The sequence below is a fragment of the Vibrio sinensis genome (genome assembly GCF_003605645.1).
Classification (GTDB): Bacteria; Pseudomonadota; Gammaproteobacteria; order Enterobacterales; family Vibrionaceae; genus Vibrio; species Vibrio sinensis.
Map to the genome: position 1 here is coordinate 42,840 of NZ_QVMU01000002.1, position 19,794 is coordinate 62,633.

A 19,794-nucleotide genomic window follows, 5' to 3' on the forward strand; every position below is an offset into this window, starting at 1 on the left:
AAACGACATCTTTGCTCAGATAGATATTCAAAACATCGAAATACAAAAAAACCGCCAGTAGGCGGTTTTTTTAAATCTCAGTGCAGTAATTACTCTGCATCATCTTCGAATTCTTCTTCAGCTTCAGCTGCTGCTTCGTAACGAGCACGTCTTTCAGCTGCTTCACGAGCTTGACGCTCTTCGCGTTCTTGGCGCTCTTGACGTTGCTGTCCTTTACGCTCGTTGCGTACAACTTGGTTTTGTACGAAACCTGCTAGCTCTTTTTCAGCCCAAGCTTGTGCCAATTCTGCACTTTCGAAGCCTGCTTCACGCTTTGAAACTACTGTTTTACGAGAAGTAACTTGACGAGTGATTTCTGCTGTCCAAGCGTTACGTTTTTCAGTTACGCGAATAGCAAATTTTTTATTTTTAGACATTTCTAATGTTCCTAAGGGATTACTATACCAATTTAGATAAGTATTTAATTATTGTCGCCAATTAAAGTCGCTTTATCAGTATTGGAGATATTCGATTTAAGCCCATTAGTGACTTGTTCTCCGCCATGATTACCGCGATTTTCTGAATAACACCCTAACTACAGCTTATCCATATTGGTATTAAGGGATAGGTCAACGTGCGTTGAGGATTGTATGCCATCCCTTGGCAAGCGCGGTATTAGAGCACAAATGAATCATTTTTGCTGTACTTTTTTTAGCGAAAATGAGGTTTTTTATTTATGGCTGTAAAACAAAAACCGCCCAAACGTTAGCTCAGGCGGCTTATCTCACTTCGACTCACCTATCGGCAAATATCATGAGGTGTTATCGTTTGACTAACCGAGATGTTTACGCGCATTTTGGAACATACGCATCCAAGGGCCATTTTCCCCCCAACCTTCAGGAGCCCATGAGTTCGCAACCGTACGGAACACTCGTTCTGGATGCGGCATCATGATAGTAACGCGACCATCAGTGGTCGTTAAACCGGTAATGGCATTTGGCGAACCATTTGGGTTGTTCGGGTATTGCTGAGTCGGATTACCTTGGTTATCAACATAACGCAATGCGACAGTACCTGATGCTTCAATCGCATTAAGGTGTTCACTATTGCGTACTTCCACTCGGCCTTCACCGTGAGAAACGGCGATAGGCATACGTGAACCTTGCATACCATTGAAGAAAACCGAATCCGATTTTTGAACTTCAACCAAGCTAAAACGCGCCTCAAAACGTTCAGATTCGTTGCGCACGAATCGTGGCCAATATTCTGCACCAGGGATGAGTTCTCGCAGATTCGACAGCATCTGGCAACCGTTACACACACCTAAAGAGAACGTATCTTGACGTTTAAAGAAACCTTCAAACTGGTCACGTGCTTGTTCGTTGAACAGAATAGACTTCGCCCACCCCTCACCGGCACCTAGCACGTCTCCGTAAGAGAAGCCGCCACAAGCGACAAGGCCGTTATACTCTTCTAACACTGCTTGACCCGTTAAAATATCGCTCATATGGATATCTGTCGCTTCAAAACCAGCTCGGTCAAATGCAGCTGCCATTTCAACATGAGAGTTAACACCTTGCTCACGTAAGATAGCCATCTTAGGTTTCGCGCCAGTGTTTACCATCGCTGCAGCGATGTAAGGCGCCGCAATGTCTTCATGAACATCAAAGCTTAATTTAGCGTTTAAGCCCGGATCTGAGTTATCCGCTTTTGCTTGATGCTCTTGATCAGCACATGCTGGGTTATCACGCAGAGATTGCATCTTATGCGTTGTTTCAGCCCAAATCGTACGTAACTCAGTACGGTTACGCTCTAGCACTACTGTATCACCGGATTTAATGATGATTTCATTGGAATCTTCAACTCTACCTATGACATGCGAACATGCTTCAAGACCATTGACTGCAAGTGTTGACAGTACCGCATCTAAATCTTCATTTCGTACCTGAATCACCGCGCCCAACTCTTCATTAAATAGCGCAGCTAATGAGCCGTTACCATTATCAGAAGAAATCAATTCAGCAATATCGGCATGAACACCACAGTGACCAGCAAATGCCATCTCTGCCAGCGTGACAAATAGGCCGCCATCGCCTTTATCGTGGTAAGCAATCACTTGGTCCTTAGCCACTAGGGTTTGAATCGATTCATAGAAGCCTTTTAACTGCTCTGGACTGTCGACATCCGCCGGCTTATCACCAAGCTGTTTGTAAACTTGAGCTAGAGCTGTCGCACCTAGGCGATTCTTACCATTACCTAGATCGATAAGAACAAGGCTAGTGTCCCCTTTATCAGTTCTTAGCTGAGGCGTCACTGTCTTACGAACATCCTCAATACGAGCAAATGCCGTAATAACAAGAGAGAGCGGCGAAGTCACTTCTTTTTGTTCACCATTCTCTTCCCATTTGGTTTTCATCGACATGGAGTCTTTACCAACTGGGATTGTTAGCCCTAGAGCTGGACATAGCTCTTCACCGACGGCTTTTACTGCTTCATAAAGGCCAGCATCTTCACCGGGGTGACCGGCAGGAGACATCCAGTTCGCCGAGAGTTTGATATGTTTAATATCACCAATGTTTGTTGCAGCAATGTTCGTGATGGCTTCACCAACCGCTAAACGCGCCGATGCACCAAAATCAAGCAGAGCCACTGGGGTGCGTTCGCCCATCGACATAGCTTCACCATGATAAGTATCATAGCTAGCCGCAGTTACCGCACAGTTAGCGACTGGCACCTGCCATGGACCTACCATTTGGTCACGAGCAACAAGACCTGTCACAGAACGATCACCGATGGTGATAAGGAATGTTTTTTCTGCAACCGTTGGCAGACGCAATACGCGCTCAATAGCATCGTTTAGTTCAATGCCACTGCAATCCATTGCTGGGTTATTAACTTTTAACGTCGTTGCATCGCGGTGCATCTTCGGTGTTTTACCTAATAAGATATCCATCGGCATATCAATAGGCGTATTGTCGAAATGTGAATCTTGTAGTTTCAATTCGCGTTCTTCTGTAGCGACACCAACTACAGCATACGGTGCTCGTTCACGCTTACAAATTGCATCAAATGTCGCCATATGTTCTGGCGCAACGGCCATAACATAACGCTCTTGCGACTCATTACACCATATTTCAAGAGGGCTCATGCCCGGCTCATCATTAGGTACGTCACGTAACTGGAAAATACCACCACGTTCGCCATCATCAACAAGTTCAGGAAGCGCATTAGAGATACCACCCGCACCCACATCGTGGATAAATGCAATTGGGTTTGCATCACCTAATTGCCAGCAACGGTCTATAACTTCCTGACAACGACGCTCCATCTCTGGGTTTTCACGTTGAACTGAAGCGAAATCTAAATCTTCAGCTGATTGTCCAGAAGCCATTGAAGAAGCGGCACCGCCACCCAGGCCGATATTCATCGCTGGCCCACCAAGAACGATTAGGCTAGCACCAACTGGGATCTCTTTCTTTTGAACGTGTTCATCACGAATATTCCCCATACCACCAGCAATCATTATTGGCTTGTGGTAACCACGAACTTCTTCACCTGCGTGAGAATTCACTTTCTCTTCGTACGTACGGAAATAACCCAATAAATTTGGACGACCGAATTCATTATTAAATGCAGCGCCACCTAATGGACCATCTAACATAATATCAAGTGCGGTAACGATACGACCTGGTTTACCAAAATCGGTTTCCCAAGGTTGCTCAAAACCAGGAATACGTAAGTTTGATGTTGTAAAACCGACAAGACCCGCTTTTGGTTTACCACCAATACCCGTTGCACCCTCATCTCGGATCTCACCACCAGAACCCGTTGAAGCACCTGGCCATGGAGAAATAGCCGTTGGATGGTTGTGCGTTTCGACTTTCATCAGAATGTGCGTTTTTTCTTGGCTGTAACCATACTGACGAGTTTCAGGATTAGGGAAGAAACGCCCCACCTCAGAACCAACCATCACCGCTGCGTTGTCTTTATAAGCTGACAACACATGATCTGGCGTAACTTCAAAGGTGTTTTTAATCATTTTAAACAATGACTTATCTTGCTTGATGCCATCAATAGTCCAATCAGCATTGAAAATTTTGTGGCGGCAGTGCTCTGAGTTCGCTTGAGCAAACATCATCAATTCAATATCAGTTGGATTGCGTTCAAGCTTAGTAACAAAGCTTTCTAGTAGGTAATCAATCTCATCTTCAGCCAAAGCAAGGCCTAGGGTAACGTTTGCTTTTTCAAGCGCTTTTCGTCCACCAGCAAGAAGATCGACATCTGCAACAGGAGCAGGTTCAGCGACATTAAACAATGCAGAAGCAGTCTCAACATCAGTTATCACAACTTCCATCATGCGATCATGGATTAGAGCTTTCAGTAAGACTAACTGTTCAGACGTTAACTCCGAAGCCAGTTCAACGTAATACGCCGTACCACGCTCTAAGCGCTTCACTTTGTCTAGACCACAGTTTTTTGCGATATCAGTTGATTTAGAAGACCAAGGCGAGATCGTACCCGGGCGTGGCGTCACTAGCAGAAGCAAGCCTTCTGGCTTATGCTCTTCAATGGTTGGGCCGTAAGTCAGCAGTTTCTCTAACTTTTCAAGCTCTAGAGCATCTAGCTCCGACTTAAGATCAGCAAAGTGCATGAACTCAGCGTAAACACCTTTAACAGGCAAATGTTGTTCACGGCAAAGTTCAAGTAGTTTGTTAGTACGAAACTCTGATAGAGCTGGGGAGCCACGCAAAATTCTCATGTGCTTAGGTCTCTTCTGCAATTGGTTAAGGTAATATTGCAATAAATTCAAATGTTTAATTAAAAAACATCAAACTCATACCAATCTTACCTCCTTGCTTTGAGCGCATTATAAAGCATTTATTTTTGTGATGTAACAGCAAATGCAAACGTTTGCGTCATTTTTTTCGTCAAATTTGAAATACAGCAACAATGTGAAAAAATCTATGTGGTAGTCGCGTTGATTTTATTGTGATCTTGCCTTGTCACCTCACTCTGTTATAAATGCCGTACAGATGCATGAGACTCTTAAACATGAATAACTATTATCTCAACCGATTCAAATCCTTTTTCCTACTGCTGACGACCTCTTTTTTATTGTTGGGTTGTCAAATTGAGTCAGAGCCAAAAAGCGATTTAGAACAAATCCGCGAGCGCGGAGTGCTACGTGTTGGCACGTTGAACAACCAACTCTCCTACTATATTGGTCCTGATGGACCAGCAGGGTTGGACTATGAGATTGCGCGCGAATTTGCCGATCAACTCGGCGTACGCTTAGAAATGAAGCCAGCTTATCGTATTTCAAGCCTCTATCCTGCCTTAGAAAAGGGAGAGATTGATATTATTGCGGCGGGGTTAACTCAATCCGCAGAGCGCGTTCGCCGATTCCGAGCAGGGCCAGCTTACTATTATGTAAGCCAACAAATGGTGTATAAAAAAGGACAATGGCGCCCTAGAAACGTAAAACAGCTAGTCGACAGAGAAGCTGAATTGATCAAAGAGAATGATGGTAAGCCCGTTGTAACTATCGTCAGTGATTCACATATCACACAAACTCTGAGAAACATCCAAAATCAATACCCTGAGTTTCAATACAGCGTAGAAGATGATGCCGATGTCCACGATCTGCTGAAGTTGGTTTCTGAGGGAAAAGTGCGCTTTACAGTCGCTGACTCGATTGAAGTATCCCTATCTCAACGCGTCTACCCTGATATTGCTTTAGCGTTTGAATTAACCGAAGACCAACCTATTTCATGGTTCCTTCGCCAATCTGAAGATGAAAGCCTTTACGCTTTAGTGATTGAATTTTTTGGCAACCTAAAACAGTCTGGGCAATTAGCGTCACTTGAGGAAAAATATATTGGTCACATTGGCAGCTTTGATTATGTTGATACCCGCGCATTTATCCGTGCACTCGATAGCAAGCTACCAAAATGGTCTCCTTTATTTAAAGAGTACTCAGAAGAGTTTGACTGGCGTTTGGTGGCCGCTTTAGGTTACCAAGAATCTCACTGGAATCCTTATGCTAAATCACCAACCGGTGTACGTGGCATGATGATGCTAACACTGCCAACCGCAAAAAGTGTTGGCGTAACCAATCGTCTCGACCCTGAACAGTCGGTCAAAGGTGGGGTTGAGTATTTACGACGCATGGTGGCTCGAATTCCAGACTCTGTCGATGAGCATGAGAAGATTTGGTTTGCGCTGGCTTCATATAATGTCGGTTACGGACATTTAATGGATGCGCGCCGTTTAACCAAGAAACAAGGGGCGAACCCAGATTCTTGGGCTGATGTTAAAGATCGCCTTCCTTTACTGCGCCAGAAAAAATACTACTCACAAACTCGCTACGGGTATGCCCGAGGTGATGAAGCGAAAAATTACGTTGAAAACATACGTCGCTATTATCAAAGTATCATTGGCCATGTTGAGCAACAAGCGCCAGACGAGGGTGAAGTCAATATAGAAGAATTGACGGTTATCCAAGTACCTGAAGCGTTATCAGGAGCTGCATCATCGGCTCTACCGACAACACAATCAGGCGCAAAACCAAGTGAGGAAAAAGCTTCTGCTGCAGTTTCAAGTTCTGCGACTACGCAACCTTAAACTTAACCAATCCGAATAAGAAAATTACCTGATGGTAATGAAAAGGAGCACCTACGATAGGAGCTCCTTTTGCTTTCTAGGTGCTCATAATTAGCACTCATAAAAGAAAACAGTGCTGTCGATCAAATATTACAGAATACCATCTTATTAAGCGCACTATTCCCCTTGAAAATATTGTGTACAACCCATATATATTGAACCACTAAGATTTGTTTCATCACACTATTTGTCATCATTCGTATATTCATAAAAATTGCGATCATTGACCAACATCGCGCATGATTTTTACATGCTGATGGGCTCATGGATTCAGTAATATCTTTGCTGACACTAATACCTCGCACTTTTCACTTTTTGTAAAAGAGTCAATTGCCATTGGGCGGTGCACTGTCGCGCTCGAGGTAAAAATAGCGAGATGAGATTTATGGTAGTGGCAGTTTTGCCATAGGTATTTTTCGTATAATTGGAGGTTATTTTATGCGAAGACGTCGATTACAATCTAAACGCTTAACAAAAACGGTTTCAGCGAACCGACGCAAGCGTAAGATCTATAACAATAAGAAAAAAGTGATGGGTCGCCATCGAGCATTCACTCAGTTACATAATTCTGCTAATTAATGCTACATAAGTTCTGAATGAGCAAACATCTGACTATACAGATGTTTGCTAGCAATCTGCGCTGAAAATTAGACCGCCTAAACTCGTCGATCATTTTCCTATCAGCTTATCGCTTCTCTTGAGCGGCAGTGTTCAAATCCCTTTGTGCTTTTATCTCTTTACGACGGCGTTTAAAAAACGCTTGTAGCTGAGTTCGACATTCATCAACCAACAAACCACTCTCTATCACCGCATAGTGATAAGAAGCTTGGCTATCAAATAAATTCAGTACCGTTCCTGCTGCTCCAGCCTTTAAATCTGGGGCGCCATAAACAACACGTTTTACACGGCTATGCAATAAAGCCCCTGCACACATTGGACAAGGCTCAAGGGTGACATATAAGGTCGTATCGAGTAATCGATAGTTCTCTAATTCTTGCCCTGCTTTACGTAACGTCTGAATTTCAGCGTGAGCTGTCGCATCATGTTGACCAATTGATTGATTCCACCCCTCAGCAATAATATGGCCATCTTTGACCAAAACAGCACCAACGGGGACTTCCCCCTCTTGTTCAGCCTGTTCTGCCAACGCCATCGCGCGGCGCATGAATATTTCATCTTGTTCAGTAAATTGAGACTGGGGATGAGACAAGGTTCGCTCCTAAACAAAAAGCAAAAAAATAGGTATGCAGCGAAGCATACCTAATCTTAACCAAAATGAACAACACGCCGTAGGTTACTCGCTGAGTTCCTGCACGATTGGAGTTGCTTTAACACTGACGATGCGGTTATTTTCGACCGAAATAACTTCAAAATGCCACTGCTGACAGTCAATACTTTCACCCTCTTCAGGCAAACGCCCCATTGACCATGTCACCCAACCATTTAAAGTTTGAAAGCCTTCACTTTCCCCATCCATTTCAGAAAGCTCCAAGCGATTTTTCAGTTCACTGATTGGGATTAAACCATCAATAACCAAGCCATCTTCTACTTCTTCAGCCCATAATTCGTTCGGGTTATTCGATAGTTCACCAGCAATCGCTTCCAACACATCGTAATGGGTAACAAGCCCCTGCACATCACCATATTCATCGACGATAAACGCCATCTCGGTTCCTGATTCTTTGAAGTACGTCAGTAACCGTAAACCTTTCATCGATTCGGGGATATAAACCGGCGCTTTAGACAACCCCATAATCACTTGCATACTGAGATTGTTCGCTTGGTTCAAAAGCGCTTTGGCCGATACTGTACCGACAATCTTATTCATGTGCCCTTGGCAAAGTGGGAAGACACTGTGCTTAGTTGAGCGAATGCGTTTTAGAAAGTGCTCAATTGGTTGGTCGATATCCAGAAAATCGATATCACGGCGTGGCGTCATTAAAGAACCAACCAAGCGATCATCAAGTTGCAAAATGTTGCGGATCATCTCTTGTTCACCGCGCTCAATCACACCTGACTCAGAGCCCTCTTTGACTAAGGCATGAATATCATCTTCCGTCACACTATCTTCATGATTACCACGTCCAAGCAATTTTAAAATGCCTTCCGTTGATGCCGAAAGTGCAAAGACGAATGGTGTCGTAATCTTTGAAAGCCAGTAAATAGGCAACGCGACTAAGACTGCGATCGTTTCAGCTTGTGATTGAGCAAATCGTTTAGGCACAAGCTCGCCAATAACAATGGCAAAATAGGTAATACCCACCACCACAACTGCGGTAGAGAGAATATTTGCTTGAGTGGCATCTAAGCCCCAAACTTCCAATTGCGCAGCAAGAGGAACGGATAACGTTGCTTCACCAACAATGCCGCTTAGTAGACCAATAACGGTAATACCAATTTGAATGGTAGAGAGGAAACGAGTGGGATTTTCTTTAAGTTCTAGTGCAACTTGAGCGGCACGATGCTTTTCAGCTAAGCGTTTAAGTCGACTATTTTTGGCTGCGACTAATGCGATTTCAGACATCGCAAATAGACCGTTTAAAACAATTAACCCTACTAAAAGCAGAATTTTCATAGATGGTTATTTTTTCCTAATTGATTACGGTAACAATACAACCGCTGGGCAGAGTGTAATACGTGTCGCAAATAAAAAAAAGCCTACCCAATAGGGTAGGCTTGTAAGCATTTGTATCTATTACATCTAGTCGTTACTTACATTGAGTAAGTGTATGGCGCTTGGATACCTAGAGGAATACCAATCATCCAGTATGCGATTAGGAAGATTGACCAACCAATTAGCATTGCGATAGAGAATGGCATCATCATTGATGCTAGCGTACCGATACCAGTCGACTTAACGTAACGTTGACAGTAAACCACAACAAGTGGGAAGAATACCATCAGTGGAGAAATGATGTTCGATACCGAGTCACCTACACGGTAAGCTGCTTGAGATAGCTCAGGAGAGATACCAACAGCCATTAGCATAGGAACTAGGATAGGACCAATCAGAGCCCATTTCGCTGAAGAAGAACCGATTAGAAGGTTTACAGATGCTGTTAGTAGAATCATACCAACGATCGTTGCTTCACCTGGTAGGTTCATCGCTTTCAGACCTTCAGCACCGTACAGCGCAAGCATAGTACCGATGTTTGACTGAGCAAATACCGATAGGAACTGTGCACAGAAGAACGACATTACAATGTAAGCGCCCATGGTCGACATTGTTGTCGCCATTGCTTTAATGATGTCGTTGCTTGTTTTAAACGTGCCAGCAACTTTACCGTATACGTAACCTGGGATAATGAACAAGATGAAGATCAGCGGAACAATCGACTTCATTACTGGTGCATTAAATGATGTAATTTCACCCTCAGGAGAACGCAATGCTGACGTTTCTGGAATCAGAGCCGCAACCAATAGTGCGATACCCGCTACCATCGCCCAACCCGCAGCGCGGAATGCTTTTGATTCAATCTCAGTAAATGTACCTAGATCTGGTGCACTTTCTGCGTCTGCATCAACAGGCATGTTCGCTAGACGTGGTTCAATGATTTTCTCAGTCACGTACCAACCGATACAGATGATTACTGCTGAAGACAAACCAGTGAAGTAAATGTTCGCTAGTGGGTTAACAATGTACTCTGGATCTAAAACTTGAGCGGCAGATTGCGTGAAGCTTGCCAATAATGGGTCGATACCAGATGGGATAAAGTTTGCAGAGAAACCACCAGATACACCAGCAAATGCTGCTGCAATACCCGCAAGAGGGTGACGACCCGCTGCGTGGAAGATGATACCACCAAGAGGGATTACCAATACGTAACCCGCATCAGCTGCTGTGTGTGATACGATCGCAACCAGAATCAGCATTGGCGTTAATAGTTTCGCAGGTGTGAAGTTCAGCATTTTCTTAAGGCCAGTAGTAATAAAGCCTGAAGAATCCGCTACACCAACACCTAGCATCGCAACCAATACGATACCTAGTGGAGCAAAACCTGTGAACGTTGTTACCATATTCGCTAGAAAGCTAGCTAGAGCTTCACCGGTCAAAAGGTTAGTCACAGAAAGTGCTTCACCGGTGCGAGGGTTAACAAGGTCGAACGATACGTTAGATAAAAGCGCAGATAGCACCCAAGTAATAACGAGAGCCCAGAAGAACAAAATTGCTGGATCTGGAATTTTGTTGCCGGCGCGTTCAATAGCGTTTAAGAAACGATCCATACCACTCGGCTTAGTGGGAGGCGTCTGTTTGACAGCTTGGTTACTCATAGGTAACTCCATAATGTGATGTTGTTGTCGTGGACCAAGTTTAATAATTATAAGGGTCCATATTCGACTGAGCATTTTATTCAAAAGCGAATGGGAAAGCACAACATTCTGCATGAATTTGCATTGTTAGTGACATATTTTGCAAAACCACCAATGAGTAATAACAAAAAACCAACAGAACAGATCTACTAATAAAAACAATTAATACACCTAAATGAAACCTACCCTCAAATTGGCATCGAACGGACAAAGCGTCCTTTATATACTGAGTTAGATATCAAACTCGCTGAAAGCAGAAAGCATGGTCTTCAACCCCACTTCCTGTTCAACATTCAATCGGTCAAGCCAGTACGCTTTAATTTCAATCGCAGCAAGAGAATGGGAAGAAAAAAGCAGCGCCGTACAGGTCAATTGAATCGCTCGTGTAATAGGCTGCTTAATCATTGCATTACAATCTGTATGGACATTAACTAAGAGGTACGGATAAGTAGGAGAAGAGAATCCTCGCTGGCGAAACCATTCGAGTTGAGACTCAGCCAGGTGCAACGCCTCAATGCTCTTTTGAGCAAAATCCGCTTTCTGCTCTACATAGGTTTGTAGCTTAATTAAACTCAAAGCCGCTACCCCAAGAATCACAAAAGCCACCATAACTTCAATCAACGCGATTCCTCGTTGCTTATTGATCATTCCACGATCCTTGCTTCCATTTTATATTTAAGCTTGGAGAGCGTGGATTCGTCACACCACCACCTCCCCCAATTAAAAACTCAATTTCTTTGGTGATTTTGACCGAGCCTGATGTTGCTTGCAGTACATTGGGCTCAGATGGGCTTTCTCCCAATGACTGTAATTCTAACCACTGACAAGCCGTATTCAGGTTGTTCGGAATGACGCTTTCATGGTTATTAACCATAAAACTAAAACCACACTCCAACCCACCCTCTGCTTGCCAATGATCTTGCCTCGCTTGTATCTCATTTTTCGCCACTTTAATTTGATAGAAAACGCCTCGGTAAGCACTGAGTGAATACGCCAATGACACCACGAGTAAAATGGTACTCATCGTCAAAACGGCGAATCCCTCAGGTTTCCGTTCATATCGATACATTGCCTTATGAATCGGCGAGTTTCTTGCCCTACTCACTGCCAGTTCCTTTGCTTAACACTCATTGAAACCGAATGATTAAAACGACCATCACGCAATTCTGCTTCTAAGTAGAAATGAATCATCGCACTTTGAGCTGAGCTGCTAGATAAAGGGACGGTGGATACAGCAAAAGAGGGAACAACAAGCATGTTTTGATCAAACAGATGATGGCAACGAGATAAGCTTGAAAATGACTGGATGGCTGCCGATTTTTTTTCGCAGGTGTAAAGTTGATTACCTAACAGTTTGTATTTCACATGCTGAAACAAAGCTGAATGAGGATCAAAATAGACAAATCCAATACTCGATCCACTGACAGCGATTATTTCACTTTCATCTAGTAGCGTTAAGGAATGACCTAGCCCTCCAGAATAACCTGCCCTTTGAATATCAGATCGCATCATTTGCGTGGTTATCGTTAAATTTTGCAATGTCAGCAGTTCTAAAGTTCGGTTACTGGCTATCCGATAACCTGATAGAAAAATACCAACGATCATTCCAATCACGGTCAAACCCAGTACCGATGCGATCAGAACCTCAACTAACATTGCTCCACCTTGAAAGCGAGGCAGGTTAACACCTTTTATAGCCATACAATGCCTTCTGCGACCCGCAAATCTTAACTCTCCCTGGAGGGTTAGATGTTCTCAACTCCAATTTTTTACTGCTATTTCCTGAGGGGAAAAAGTGGAATGATCCCGACTTAGCCCGCCCACGAACGCCATCGAAAGAAATCTGATCCGATGTATAGGAGTGCCGAACAGTCACGTTCTCAAAACTACTCCCAGTCAAGACACTGATTGTCTTTCCCATTCCAACAACATCTGAATCCGTTAAAGTAATGATCCAATCTGACTTGGTATAATCTATATCTTTCAAAAACGTAAGGTGGGCATACAATGTCTGATTATTTTGCACCGCTTGCGACTTGGCGTAGCTAATAAATCCCTTTATTTCCGTTGCTAACCGCTTCATCTCACCGGTTTCAATGACTCGAATAAAACTTGGAATCACGGCAAGAAACACCCCAACCAACACAGAAAAAGTGACTACCAATTCAAGTAATGAAAACCCACGAAGTGTTTCCCACTTTTTCATGTAATACCCCCTCACGCGCTAAATCAAACTTGCCAGAATGCTAACACCTACCAAAAATGAGTGGAGTATTAAGAAAGGAACAACTCGTTATGATTCGAAGATTTAAATGTAACCGAAAAAATAAAAGCGTATTTGGTATGACGTTAATCGAATTATTACTTGTTACTGTGCTAATTACGCTATTAACTCTTTTCTCTTACCCAAACATCACTCAATACATTTTAAGATCTCACCGAACTGTCGCTCAAACGGATATGTTAAAGCTGCAACTTCAGCTTGAGCACAACTACCATCGTCGTTATGACTGGAATACTCTTGTCTCAGCCGGCATTTGCACTATCTGTGATTCAGACAGAGAAAGGTTCTCTTTTTCTATTTCAAGTTCGGCGCATATGGCTTACAAAATTACCGTCACCGCCCTTCCCAACAAGGCGCAAAGCGAGGACACTTGCTTAGAGCAAGACAAAAAAATGACGCTCAATGTCCACAACGAGACTTCCCCAAGCCCATGCTGGAATTAAAAAGATACCCACGAACCTTAAGCGATCATTCGTTTCCAGATAACTAAGATCTAAAATTTTAAGTCACTGCGATCTAAACAACTAATCTCTAACTAAACAACTAATCTCTAAGCTCTAAGCTCTAAGAAGTCCTAATAAACAAAAAAGCCTGCATAAATGCAGGCTTTCAAAATCAAACGTCAGATTAAAGTGGACGATATTAACTTGTTAAGTCGTCGAAGAATTTTTTAACGCCATTGAAGAAACCTTCAGATTTCGGCTTATGCTTCGTTGCCGCATCACCACCGCATGACTCTTCAAATTCTTTTAGTAACTCTTTTTGGCGAGAGCTCAAGTTAACTGGAGTTTCAACCACCAATTTAACGATCAAGTCACCAACACCACCGCCACGAACACCTTTTACGCCTTTACCGCGCATACGGAACATACGACCAGTTTGCGTTTCTGATGGTACTTTCAAGCTAACGCGACCGTCTAATGTCGGAACTTCAACTTCACCACCCAGTGCCGCCATCGCGAAGCTTACTGGTACTTCACAGTATAGGTTGTTGCCTTCACGTTCAAAGATATGGTGCTCTTTAACATGAACTTGAACATAAAGATCACCTGCTGGTGCCCCCATATCACCCGCTTCGCCTTCCCCAGATAGACGGATACGATCGCCCGTATCAACACCCGCAGGGATTTTAACGTTAAGCGTTTTATTCTTCTGCTTACGACCTTGACCATGACAAGAGTTACATGGTTCTTTAATGATCTTCCCTTTACCATGACAGGTAGGACAAGCTTGCTGAACAGCAAAGAAACCTTGGCGCATTTGAACTTGGCCATGGCCATGACAAGTACCACAAGTATCTGCTGATGTTCCTTTCTTCGCACCGCTGCCATCACAGCTATCACAGTGGACTAAAGTTGGAATTTCAATTTCTTTAGAAACGCCGCGAACGGCTTCTTCTAACGTTAATTCCATGTTGTAGCGTAGATCGGCACCACGTTGTGCACGTTGACCGCCACCACGACGACCACCACCAAAGATATCGCCAAAAACATCACCGAAAATATCGCCAAAGTCAGCACCGCCGCCGCCAAAGCCACCGCCGAAACCGCCACCACCTTGTTCAAAGGCTGCATGACCATATTGGTCATAAGCGGCTTTCTTTTGCGAATCAGTTAATACTTCGTACGCTTCTTTTACTTCTTTAAACTTGTCCGCTGCCGATTCATCACCTTGATTTCGGTCTGGGTGAAATTTCATTGCTAGACGCTTATACGCCTTCTTGATATCGCGCTCAGAGGCATCGCGGCCAACGCCTAATACTTCGTAAAAATCACGTTTTGACATGTTCTAGGTCACCAAAATAATTGCTACTACCGAATGATCGCATCAGTAGTCTGTGTATCAATCTAGATAAAAGTTCTGCCGGTTCGAATACCGAATAAAGCTATTATCTAGATTGACAAGTCTAAATACAAATTTACGGGCGTAAGAGTTACCTCTGACGCCCGTATATTTAGAAATCGAAAAACGACTTTTCTAAGCTAAAACACGTTAGTTCAAGGAGAAAGCACGGAGCTTACGGATGTAAGTGAGCACTTTCGACGTAGAAATCACGTGTTATAGCGACGAAAAATTATTTTTTGTCGTCTTTAACTTCTTCGAACTCTGCGTCTACCACATCGTCGTCTTGCTTAGGTTGTTCGCCAGCTTCACCGCCCTGTTGAGCTTGTGCTTGCTGTTGAGCGATTTCCATTAGCTTTTGAGCTGCAGTCATTAGAGCTTGAACTTTCGCATCAATCGCTTCTTTATCGTCACCTTTGCGAGCAACTTCAAGTTCAGAGATCGCTGCTTCAATCTTCTCTTTCTCGTCTGCTGGAAGCGCTTCACCCGCTTCTTCAATTTGCTTACGAGTACCGTGAATCATTTGGTCAGCTTGGTTACGTGCAGTTGCTAGCTCTTCGAACTTTTTGTCCGCTTCTTTGTTAGCTTCTGCTTCTTGAACCATTTTCTCGATGTCTTCATCGCTTAGACCGCCTGAAGCTTGGATTGTGATCTTCTGCTCTTTACCAGTCTGCTTGTCTTTCGCTGAAACGTGTAGGATACCATCCGCATCTAGGTCGAAAGTTACTTCGATTTGTGGCATACCACGTGGTGCAGCTTGGATGCCTTCTAGGTTAAATTGACCTAGAGACTTGTTGTAAGACGCTTGCTTACGCTCACCTTGTAGAACGTGGATAGTTACCGCGTTTTGGTTATCTTCTGCTGTAGAGAAAACTTGGTTCGCTTTAGTTGGGATAGTCGTATTCTTCTCAACTAGCTTAGTCATTACGCCGCCCATAGTCTCGATACCTAGAGACAGAGGAGTAACGTCTAGTAGTAGAACGTCTTTTACTTCACCAGCTAGTACGCCACCTTGAACTGCAGCACCCATTGCTACTGCTTCATCAGGGTTTACGTCGCGACGAGCTTCTTTACCGAAGAATTCAGCTACTTTAGCTTGAACCATTGGCATACGAGTTTGGCCACCAACTAGGATAACGTCGTTGATGTCGCTTACAGAAAGATCAGCATCTGCTAGAGCAACTTTTAGTGGCTCAAGAGAACGTTGAACTAGATCTTCAACTAGAGATTCCAATTTAGCACGAGTCACTTTGATGTTCATGTGCTTAGGACCAGTTGCATCTGCAGTTACGTAAGGTAGGTTTACGTCTGTTTGAGTAGTAGAAGAAAGCTCAATCTTCGCTTTTTCTGCTGCTTCTTTTACACGCTGCATTGCTAGTGGATCAGTTTTAAGGTTGATACCTTGCTCTTTTTTGAACTCATCTACTAGGTAGTTAATTAGACGGCTATCAAAGTCTTCACCACCAAGGTGAGTATCACCATTAGTTGCTAGAACTTCGAATGTTTTCTCGCCTTCAACTTCATCGATTTCGATGATAGAGATATCGAATGTACCACCACCAAGGTCGTATACTGCGATAGTGCGATCGCCGCCTTTCTTATCAAGACCGTAAGCTAGCGCAGCTGCTGTTGGTTCGTTGATAATACGTTTTACTTCTAGACCTGCGATACGACCAGCATCTTTTGTTGCTTGGCGTTGTGCATCATTAAAGTAAGCAGGAACTGTGATAACTGCACCAGTTACTTCCTCACCTAGGAAGTCTTCTGCAGTTTTCTTCATTTTTTTCAAGATTTCAGCTGAAACCTGAGGAGCTGCCATTTTTTGGCCTTTCGCTTCTACCCAAGCATCACCGTTGTCTGCTTTAACAATTTTGTAAGGCATGATTTCGATATCACGCTGAACTTCTTCGTCTTCAAAGCGACGACCAATAAGACGCTTAATTGCATATAGCGTGTTAGTTGGGTTTGTTACTGCTTGACGTTTCGCTGGTTGACCAACCAATGTTTCACCGTCTGTGTAAGCAATAACTGATGCTGTTGTACGTTCACCCTCAGCATTCTCGATTACGCGAGGTTTGTCACCGTCTAATACAGCAACACATGAGTTAGTAGTACCTAAGTCAATACCAATGATTCTACCCATCAGGCTATCTCCGAATAAATTCTAATTTCGTTTGGTTATACCCACTATGTGGGGGTGGAGAATAGGGATTCAACCCTTGCTTACAAACTAAAATAATCAATGTTTGCTTCTCGTATGCCCCTTAGATAAGGGCGTCAAATGACTTTTCAAGGGGAAAATCAAAAAAAAACCGTTTTTTCCGTATTTCGACGTCATAAATTAGAAAACGAGACCCAAAGGTCTCGCTTTAACATACTTTTATTCTGTTTTAGAACCTAACTCGTTGTTTGTACTAAGTCACGATCGTATCCCTGCTCTCCTTGGGCCAATTCCCCCTCGGATTTCGCCACTATCGTATTCACTGCAGTATCCCCTACTACATTCGAAGATGTACAAAACATATCGTTAATACGGTCAACAGCGGCAACAATCGCTAAGCCCTCTGGTGGCAAGCCAAGTTGGTGAAGTATCACTCCCACCATAACCACACCTCCGCCAGGAACACCACCAGCACCGATAGAAAGAAGCAGAACCGTAAAGCCTAGCGTCACTAACTCCGTCACAGCGATAGGTTGGCCAAATGCGTTGGCACAAAAAACCGCTGCGATCGCAATGTAGATGGAAGCACCGGCCATGTTCATCGTGGCGCCCAGCGGCACACCAAAACCAGCAACGGATTTTGAAACGCCTATTTTGTCTGTCAGCGTACGCATCGTGACAGGAATAGTCGCATTTGAACTGGCGGTTGAAAGAGAGAAAAGAACCTGCTCACGAGTCTTACGCGAAAACTCTCGAGCTGAAATCCCAGTAAATAACTGCACTGCGATTGGATAAACCACAAAAATCCAGAAAACCAGCATCGAAACGACCAACGCAACATAACCCGCGACTGACGCTAGTGTGCCCGCATTGAGTGTCGCACCCAATTGAATCATAAGAGCAAAAACACCATATGGAGCCAAACTCATCACCAAGCCTATCAGCTTCATCATGATTTCGTTGGCCACTTTAAAAGTACGAATCGCCGGCCCGCCTTTAGAATCAAGAGCCTGAATGGCAAGTCCTGTTAAAATCGCCATAAAAATGATTTGCAACATATCGCCGTTAGCAAAGGCTTGAACCGGATTACTCGGGACAATGTTCACCACCATGTCGAAGATATTCGGTGTCTCTGTAGACTTTAACGTAATGGACTCTGAGATCGTCCCCGCTAAGTTAGCACCTGCACCGGGTTGAAGAATCATCGCTACAGTTAGAGCTGCAACAATCGCTATGACGGTATTGAAAATGTATAACGCAAAAGTTTTTCCGCCTAAACGACCAAATGATCGAATGTCTTTCAGTTCGACAATGCCACACACGATAGAAACGTAAACCAATGGCACAACTAACAGTTTAATCAGAGAAACAAACATTCCGCCTGCCCCCTCTGCTGCCCCTAACAGATAAACATCAAATATCGCGATGCCACTAAACAAGTACTGAATTGAAGTTCCTAACAACAAACCAGCAAACAAACCTATAAATATCTTACTTGAGAGTGATTTATCCATCTCATAACTCCAAATTTTGTGTATCACATTCACTTTCACACCAACTTATTCACCAAATAAATTAGCGAACGAAGCAAATAATACACATTTCATTTACATTTTCGAGTTCTTATTTATAGAATTGTTAATTATAATCGAATGGAATTTTCACCTAACAAAGCGTGAATTAGAAGAATAACCCGCCAAATCATTTAGATTACAAATCCTTGGCGTAAAATAGATAGGAGAGATAGTGGGACAAATATAGAGGTGACATAATGGAAAAAAATCGCTGGATATTTCGCGCCCTCAGTGAGGCATACACAACGTTATGAGTATGATTTTCGTAGCAGTAGATTCAAATTCAGTACAAAAAAACGCCCACCTAAATTGGCGAGCGTTACTTTACGAATTGAGTTCAACGATTATTTAGCAACCATAACCATTGCTGGGCGAATAACACGTCCATTTAACTCGTAACCTTTCTGCATCACAAACATAACTGTGTTTGAGTCGTGATCAGCACTTTCTTGAATAGACATCGCTTGATGGAATTCAGGATTAAACTGCTCACCTTCCGGGTTAATTTCTTTTAGACCGAACTTAGAAACCGCACCAACAAATGTTTTGTGCGTCAGTTCTACACCTTCAATGATTGGCTTGATCACTTCATTGTCTACATCTGCAGACTGAATCGCACGCTCTAAGTTATCAATCACTGGCAGCAACTCTTCAGCAAACTTGTTCAGAGCGTATTTACGCGCTTTATCAATTTCACTTTCAGTACGACGGCGCATGTTCTCTACTTCTGCTTTCGCACGTAGAACCGCATCTTGCTGGTCTTTGATTTTAGCTTCGCTTGAAAGCAGAGCTGCTTCTAGTTGAGCAATTTTCGCTTCTTGCTCATCTAGAGCGTTCTCTTCATTCCATTCGATATCAGCATCAGTACCAACCGCTTCAACGTCTTGCTCGACAGTTTCAGGCTGCTGTTTTTGCTCTTCATCTTTGATCTTGTTTTCTTCGTTGTTCATGATATCTCCTGAATTCAACTCAAAATACCT

The 19,794-nt window shown here is 43.4% G+C and carries 16 protein-coding genes; 3 read left to right on the top strand and 13 right to left on the bottom strand.

All coding sequences use genetic code 11. From position 1 onward, the window contains the following. Nucleotides 1-89: 89 nt before the first annotated feature. Together DZ860_RS03755 and purL are read right to left on the bottom strand one after the other, a co-directional pair. Nucleotides 90-416 carry a DUF3622 domain-containing protein gene (locus DZ860_RS03755; protein ID WP_120029594.1) on the bottom strand — a complete coding sequence of 109 codons (327 nt, stop codon included), beginning with the start codon at nt 414-416 and terminating at the stop codon, nt 90-92. Between the two features lie 395 nt (nt 417-811). After that, entirely contained in the window at nt 812-4,738 is a 3,927-nt protein-coding gene (purL, locus tag DZ860_RS03760) for a phosphoribosylformylglycinamidine synthase (protein ID WP_120029595.1), read from the bottom strand. Between the two features lie 293 nt (nt 4,739-5,031). Here purL and mltF point away from each other — a divergent pair, with 293 nt between their 5' ends. Both mltF and DZ860_RS24370 read left to right on the top strand, forming a co-directional pair. Beyond that, a complete protein-coding gene (gene mltF / locus DZ860_RS03765) occupies nt 5,032-6,603 on the top strand; it encodes a membrane-bound lytic murein transglycosylase MltF (protein ID WP_120029596.1) in 1,572 nt (523 codons plus the stop codon). Nucleotides 6,604-7,080: 477 nt separating this feature from the next. Then, complete coding sequence (locus tag DZ860_RS24370; protein WP_165862844.1) at nt 7,081-7,221, top strand: hypothetical protein; 141 nt, start codon at nt 7,081-7,083, stop codon at nt 7,219-7,221. 106 nt (nt 7,222-7,327) lie between these two features. On the opposite strand, the gene tadA is transcribed toward DZ860_RS24370, so the two are convergent. From tadA to DZ860_RS03800, 7 genes are all read right to left on the bottom strand, one after another. Next, nucleotides 7,328-7,852 carry a tRNA adenosine(34) deaminase TadA gene (tadA, locus tag DZ860_RS03770; protein WP_279386827.1) on the bottom strand — a complete coding sequence of 175 codons (525 nt, stop codon included), beginning with the start codon at nt 7,850-7,852 and terminating at the stop codon, nt 7,328-7,330. 84 nt (nt 7,853-7,936) lie between these two features. Continuing rightward, nucleotides 7,937-9,217, bottom strand: a complete 1,281-nt coding sequence (locus DZ860_RS03775; RefSeq protein WP_120029597.1) for a hemolysin family protein — start codon at nt 9,215-9,217, stop codon at nt 7,937-7,939. 137 nt (nt 9,218-9,354) lie between these two features. Continuing rightward, a complete protein-coding gene (locus tag DZ860_RS03780; RefSeq protein WP_120029598.1) occupies nt 9,355-10,914 on the bottom strand; it encodes an AbgT family transporter in 1,560 nt (519 codons plus the stop codon). 270 nt (nt 10,915-11,184) lie between these two features. Then, entirely contained in the window at nt 11,185-11,601 is a 417-nt protein-coding gene (locus DZ860_RS03785; RefSeq protein ID WP_120029599.1) for a type IV pilus modification PilV family protein, read from the bottom strand. Then, a complete protein-coding gene (locus DZ860_RS03790; RefSeq protein WP_133305437.1) occupies nt 11,591-12,058 on the bottom strand; it encodes a hypothetical protein in 468 nt (155 codons plus the stop codon). The genes DZ860_RS03785 and DZ860_RS03790 overlap by 11 nt, the downstream gene beginning before the upstream one ends. Further along, nucleotides 12,055-12,654, bottom strand: coding sequence for a PilW family protein (locus tag DZ860_RS03795; protein ID WP_120029601.1), 600 nt, complete (start codon nt 12,652-12,654; stop codon nt 12,055-12,057). Before DZ860_RS03795 ends, DZ860_RS03790 begins: the two co-directional genes overlap by 4 nt. Beyond that, complete coding sequence (locus DZ860_RS03800; protein WP_120029602.1) at nt 12,635-13,159, bottom strand: pilus assembly FimT family protein; 525 nt, start codon at nt 13,157-13,159, stop codon at nt 12,635-12,637. Before DZ860_RS03800 ends, DZ860_RS03795 begins: the two co-directional genes overlap by 20 nt. 89 nt (nt 13,160-13,248) lie before the next feature. Here DZ860_RS03800 and DZ860_RS03805 point away from each other — a divergent pair, with 89 nt between their 5' ends. Continuing rightward, nucleotides 13,249-13,680, top strand: coding sequence for a type IV pilin protein (locus DZ860_RS03805; RefSeq protein WP_120029603.1), 432 nt, complete (start codon nt 13,249-13,251; stop codon nt 13,678-13,680). A 199-nt stretch (nt 13,681-13,879) separates the two neighbouring features. On the opposite strand, the gene dnaJ is transcribed toward DZ860_RS03805, so the two are convergent. The 4 genes from dnaJ to grpE all read right to left on the bottom strand — a co-directional run bounded on the left by dnaJ (nt 13,880) and on the right by grpE (nt 19,764). Continuing rightward, nucleotides 13,880-15,022, bottom strand: coding sequence for a molecular chaperone DnaJ (gene dnaJ / locus DZ860_RS03810; protein WP_120029604.1), 1,143 nt, complete (start codon nt 15,020-15,022; stop codon nt 13,880-13,882). 289 nt (nt 15,023-15,311) lie between these two features. Then, nucleotides 15,312-17,222 carry a molecular chaperone DnaK gene (dnaK, locus tag DZ860_RS03815; protein WP_120029605.1) on the bottom strand — a complete coding sequence of 637 codons (1,911 nt, stop codon included), beginning with the start codon at nt 17,220-17,222 and terminating at the stop codon, nt 15,312-15,314. Between the two features lie 254 nt (nt 17,223-17,476). Then, nucleotides 17,477-18,754 carry a dicarboxylate/amino acid:cation symporter gene (locus DZ860_RS03820; RefSeq protein ID WP_120029606.1) on the bottom strand — a complete coding sequence of 426 codons (1,278 nt, stop codon included), beginning with the start codon at nt 18,752-18,754 and terminating at the stop codon, nt 17,477-17,479. 404 nt (nt 18,755-19,158) lie between these two features. Further along, nucleotides 19,159-19,764, bottom strand: coding sequence for a nucleotide exchange factor GrpE (grpE, locus tag DZ860_RS03825; protein ID WP_120029607.1), 606 nt, complete (start codon nt 19,762-19,764; stop codon nt 19,159-19,161). Nucleotides 19,765-19,794 lie beyond the last annotated feature (30 nt).